The organism is Pseudomonas sp. K5002 (genome assembly GCF_013386655.1).
In the GTDB taxonomy this organism is placed as follows: Bacteria; Pseudomonadota; Gammaproteobacteria; order Pseudomonadales; family Pseudomonadaceae; genus Aquipseudomonas.
This window is the reverse complement of sequence record NZ_JACARK010000942.1, coordinates 1-4,836: the sequence shown is the minus strand read 5'-3', so window position 1 is coordinate 4,836 and position 4,836 is coordinate 1. Positions and strand designations below refer to the sequence as shown.

The 4,836-nt window shown below is 62.5% G+C and carries 7 protein-coding genes; all 7 read right to left on the bottom strand.

What is annotated here, in order from left to right:
- The coding region (locus HX846_RS40495) for a hypothetical protein (protein ID WP_178966885.1) at positions 1 to 136 on the bottom strand (136 nt) is incomplete at its 3' end.
- Positions 136 to 888 (bottom strand): lipopolysaccharide kinase InaA family protein, encoded by a 753-nt coding sequence (locus HX846_RS31390; RefSeq protein ID WP_008439156.1) that lies wholly within the window; start codon positions 886 to 888, stop codon positions 136 to 138. The genes HX846_RS40495 and HX846_RS31390, both read right to left, overlap by 1 nt.
- Positions 885 to 1,619 carry a lipopolysaccharide kinase InaA family protein gene (locus tag HX846_RS31385; protein WP_003209451.1) on the bottom strand — a complete coding sequence of 245 codons (735 nt, stop codon included), beginning with the start codon at positions 1,617 to 1,619 and terminating at the stop codon, positions 885 to 887. The genes HX846_RS31390 and HX846_RS31385 overlap by 4 nt, the downstream gene beginning before the upstream one ends.
- Entirely contained in the window at positions 1,619 to 2,425 is an 807-nt protein-coding gene (gene rfaP / locus HX846_RS31380; protein ID WP_003209450.1) for a lipopolysaccharide core heptose(I) kinase RfaP, read from the bottom strand. Before rfaP ends, HX846_RS31385 begins: the two co-directional genes overlap by 1 nt.
- A complete protein-coding gene (locus tag HX846_RS31375; protein WP_102367966.1) occupies positions 2,422 to 3,546 on the bottom strand; it encodes a glycosyltransferase family 4 protein in 1,125 nt (374 codons plus the stop codon). The genes rfaP and HX846_RS31375 overlap by 4 nt, the downstream gene beginning before the upstream one ends.
- A complete protein-coding gene (waaC, locus tag HX846_RS31370) occupies positions 3,546 to 4,604 on the bottom strand; it encodes a lipopolysaccharide heptosyltransferase I (protein ID WP_003209442.1) in 1,059 nt (352 codons plus the stop codon). Before waaC ends, HX846_RS31375 begins: the two co-directional genes overlap by 1 nt.
- A 1-nt stretch (position 4,605) precedes the next feature.
- Positions 4,606 to 4,836, bottom strand: a 231-nt coding sequence (locus HX846_RS31365; protein WP_306173178.1) for a glycosyltransferase family 9 protein, incomplete at its 5' end; no start/stop codon positions are given.

Genomic DNA, 4,836 nt, shown 5'->3' with positions numbered 1-4,836 from the left:
CGACATAACGCTGGCCCGGCAATACCCGCAGCAGGCTCAGCAGTTGCAACTGCCCAGGCCCGGCAGCGTCTGCCAGTTCGATGCTCAGGGGCAGGCTTGGCGTGCGGCCGGCATTTTTCAGTTCGGACAAACGCATCAGCGGTTCTCCTTGTGACTGCGCCGGGCCGCCAGGCGCTGGTGCCAGGTGGCAACCAATGCGCTGTCCTGCGGCTGGTCCAGGTAGGCCGCCAACAGCTGGCGAACCTGATCGTCAGACCATTGCGGCGCACGGCGCAGCAGCGGCTCCAGGTCCTTGACCCGGTCACGCCAGCCGAACAGCAGCGGGCGGGTTTTCTCCAGGTCGATCAACTGTGCCGCATACCCGTCGCCGGTGGCTTGCAGGAAAATATGCTTGGGATAAAAACAGCCATGCACCTGGCCCACGCTGTGCAACTGACGAGCAAGCTGACCGCAGGCCAGCAGGATTGCCCGCTGCTGCACGTCGCTCAACTCAGACCATTGCTCCAGCAATGAATCCAGGTCATTCCAACCATCCAGCGCCCGGGTCAGCAACATCGCCCGATGCTCTCCGGCCACTTTGCGCTCACCGAAAAACGCCGCCTGCAATGCCGGAATACCCAATTGCCGATAGCGGCTGATATTACGAAATTCGCGGGCAAAACTCGGCTCGCCAAACGGGCGGTGCAAGGTGCGCGTCAGGTAGTTGCTCTGGCGCTTGAGGTAGTAGCCCTGGCCTTCGAGTTCGAGGCGAAACACGCTGCTCCAGCCGCCGCGGCTGGTATTGGGCTCGTCCACCGCATCCAGTTGCTTGGCCCACAGCGCGTCGAAAGTGCCGAGGCCGTTGCGCTCAAGCAATGCTCGATCTTCGGCCGCCAGGAAATCACTCATTCTCGCCCCTCGAAAAACTTCACCACGTGGCGAATTCGCTGTTTGTCCGCCGCGCTCAAGTGTTTGCGCTGACGGTATTGCATGTAGAAGCGCAGGCGCTGGGTGGCCGACAAGTGATACTTGGCGACCTTGTCCAGGCAGGCCAGGTCCTTGGTAATGCGGTACTTGAGCCAGAACCCGCGCCAGAAATCGCCGTTGGGGCAATCAATCAGGTACAGGGTTTGCTGGTCGTCCACCAACAAGTTGCGCCACTTCAAATCGTTGTGGGTAAACCGGTGGTCGTGCATGGTCCGCGTGTATTCAGCGAGCTGGCGACTGATCTTGTTGACCCACACCGGATCCGACAGTTGCGGGTCATTGCGCTCGGCCAATGCCGACAAGTCTTCGGTCTTCGGCAGCTCGCGCGTGATCATCGCCCCGCGGTGATACGCCAGGCCTTTACGCTCCAGGCCCCAGGCGATCACATCGGCGGTGGGTATGCCCCACTTGGCGAAGCGCTTGAGGTTCTGCCATTCGGACTTGACTCGTGGCTTGCCCAGATAGCGGCGCAACCCCTTGCCTGCACCGACGTAGCGCTTGACGTAATAGTTGACCCCGCCGCGCTCCACGCGAATCACTTCGGACAACGGATCGCGGGTCAGCCGCTCGCCTTGCAGGGCGAACACGGCTTCCAGGCTACCAAAGTCATCCGCCAGGGCGGCGTAAGCGGGTTCCAGGTTCCAACCCGCCATCAGAGCGCATCCCCGTATCGTTGCTTGCGTGCGTAAAGCTTGGCGGCCATGCGTTCCAACGCCGACAGCAGCGCGCTTTGCTCGCCCAGGATCTGGCGCAAAGGTTGCTGGAAGTACGCCTTGAGAAACCGCAGTTTGTCGCGCCGGGTCAAACCGATCTCCAGGGCGGAGTAGTAAAGCCCCGCCAGGTCCTTGTCACGCCAGCGCCGGGGAATCTTCGAACGCACCTGGGCACGGTGCAGGTCGATCACCGAGAGCTTGATGTTGTGCACGGTAACCGGTTGGTCGGTGTGCAACAGGAAGTGGCACAGGTAGCAATCACGATGGTTCACGCCACCCCGGTGCATCGTGCCCAGGGTGCGCGCAAGCTCAACGGTCAAGGCATGCCGAATCGCCGGCACGGGCGGCTGTTTGACCCAGTCCATGGTCAGGTCTTCAAGGCTGACGATAGGCGCCAGCTCTTCAGTGACGATGAACGAGTGCTGGTCGGCCGGGTTGCTGCCCTTTTCACCAAAGGCCACGCCGGTCATGGTGGGCACGCCGAGTTCCCGCAGACGCTGGATCGCGTCCCACTCCTGGCCCGCGCCCAAGACAGGCAACTTGGCCGTGATCAGGTTCTTGAGGATTTCACCCCAGCCAATTCCCCGGTGGATCTTTACAAAATAATGGCGGCCTTCCACTTCCGTACGCAGGGTACGGCGCGCGGCCAGCTCACGAAACACCTGGCCGTCCAGCTTCTCGACTTCGGCGAACGCATCGCGTCCGGCCCACAGGGTCTTGAACGGTTCGGCAAGAATCAACTTCATCGGTTTGGCTCCGCCAGAATCAGGTCCGCAGCGTACTGCGGCATGCTATAGAGGTCGGCCGTCTCAGCGAAGGCCAGACCATTGCGGCTCCAGGCCGCGCGCGCTTGTGGATCGTCGAGCATATCCACCAGGTAATGGTTGAGCTGGGCCTGCTCGAACGGTTCGTCCAACACCCGCCCACTCTGGGCCTTGTCGATGTAAAACGCGTAGCCGCAGACCTTGCTCACCAGCACCGGGAGGCCGGCGACCACCGCTTCGATCAGCACCATGCCGGCCGCCTCGTTGTACGCGGGGTGGATCAACAGGTCGGCGCCCAGCAGAAAGCGCGGGATGTCGCTGCGGCCCTTGAAGAACTGCACCTGGTCGCCCAGGCCCAGCGCAGCACTCTGCAATTGGAATACTTTGGGGTCGTCCTGGCCGATTACAAATAGCCGGGTGCGTTTCTTCAGGCTCGACGGCAGCGCGGCCACGGCCTTGAGGCTGCGATCGACGCCCTTGGTCTTGAAGCCCGAGCCAATCTGCACCAGCAGCAAATCATCGTCGGCCAGGCCGAATTCGCGACGAAACTCGGCGCGGATCTCGGCAGCATTGGGCGGCGCGCGGCGGTCGCGGGCGATGCCCGGCGGCAACAAATGAAAACGCTCGGCCTGGGTCTTGTAATACTGGGTGAACAGCTGCTGCTGGTGTTCGGACAGCACCATGATCTGCGTCTTGGCGTCTTTGTCGAACACTGCACGCTCGTATTCGGCAAAGTGCTTGTACCGGCCGAACCAGCGATACATCGGGTTGCGCAGGTTCTGCGCCTTGTCTTCGAACACGCCGTCGGCGGCGAAGTACAGGTCCAGCCCCGGCATCTTGTTGAAGCCCACCACGCGGTCGACCGGGCGCTTGGCCAGGTCGGCCTGGATCCAGGCGTAGAGCTTTTCATTGCGCCGATGGTTGACCAGCGCCTTGACCGGCGCCACCAGCACTTCAAAGCCCGGCGGCACGTCACCCTCCCAGATCAGCGTATAGACGCGAATCTGATGCCCGCGCTGCTGGCACTCCAGGGCAATGCGCATGAAGTCGCGCTGCAGGCCACCAAAGGGGAAATACTTGTAGAGGACAAAAGCCAGTTGCATCAGTGTTCCTCAGCCAGTAACAACGTGCTTAAACGAGTTGCGACACGCTCAGGGTTCAGGCGAGTGAAGCACAGGGGCCACTCGCGCTTGAGATCGAACCGACGCTGGTCTTCGGCAGTCGGTTGATAAGTGCATTTCTTTTGCAGGCAAGGCGCACACGGGAAGTCGCTGGCCAGGTGAATCTGCGCCTTGCCATAAGCCCCGGTCAGGCCAGGATTGGTAGGGCCGAACAGGGAAATCGTTGGCACATCCAGTGCTGCGGCCAAGTGGCCAAGGCCGGTGTCGACCGCAACACACGCCTTCGCCCCCGCCAGCACTCGGGCCACCCCCGCGAGGTTCAGCCTGGGCAGCACTTCGGCGTTTTTCAGGCCCTGGGCCAGGCGTTCAGCCCGGGCTTTTTCGGCGGCATTGCCCCACGGCAGCTTCACGTCCACGCCAAAGCGGTCCATGCGTTCGGCCAGGTCGCGCCAGTAGGCTTCCGGCCAGTGCTTGGTGTCCCAGGTGGTGCCGTGCAGCAGCAGTACAAACGGTTTTTTCGGCGGCAGGCCCAGCAGCTTGTCGACACTGAGGCCGTAGTCGCCCAGGCCTTTTGGCAGGTCATAACCGAGGGCGACGGCAAACAGCTGGCGCAAGCGCTCCACCGCGTGCTGCCCACGGGCCACGGCCAGGCGCCGGGAATAGAAGTGCGCCGCCAATGGCTCGCGAGCCGACTGTTTGTCGAAACCGGCCACCGGGGCACGTACGTAGCGGGTCAGCCAGGCACTTTTCAGCAGGCCCTGGGCGTCGATCACCAGGTCATATTTGGTCGACTGCACGCTCTTCTTGAAGCGCCGCCATTCGCCACTCTTGAAGGTCTGCCAGAGGTTCTTGCGCCAGCGGCGGATCGCCACCGGGATCACCTTGTCCACCGCCGGGTGCCAGGTGGGAATCTCGGCGAAGCCTTCTTCCACCACCCAGTCAAACCGGATGCCCGGGATCGCCCGCGCCGCGTCGGTCAACGCCGGCAAGGCATGAATCACATCGCCCAGGGATGAGGTCTTGATTACCAGAACCCGCAACTTAACGAACCTCGACCACAGTGCCCTGCAACCGCTGCAACGCGTCGCTGACAGGTTGCGGCAGCAACTGGCGCAGGCAGTTGTAGTGGCCGAAGCGGCAGGTGCGATCAAAACACGGGCTGCAATCCAGGCCCAGGCGCACCACTTCGACCTTGTCGGCCAGCGGCGGGGTAAACCCGGGAGACGTCGAGCCATACACTGCCACCAGCGGGCGGTTCAGCGCCGCGGCCAC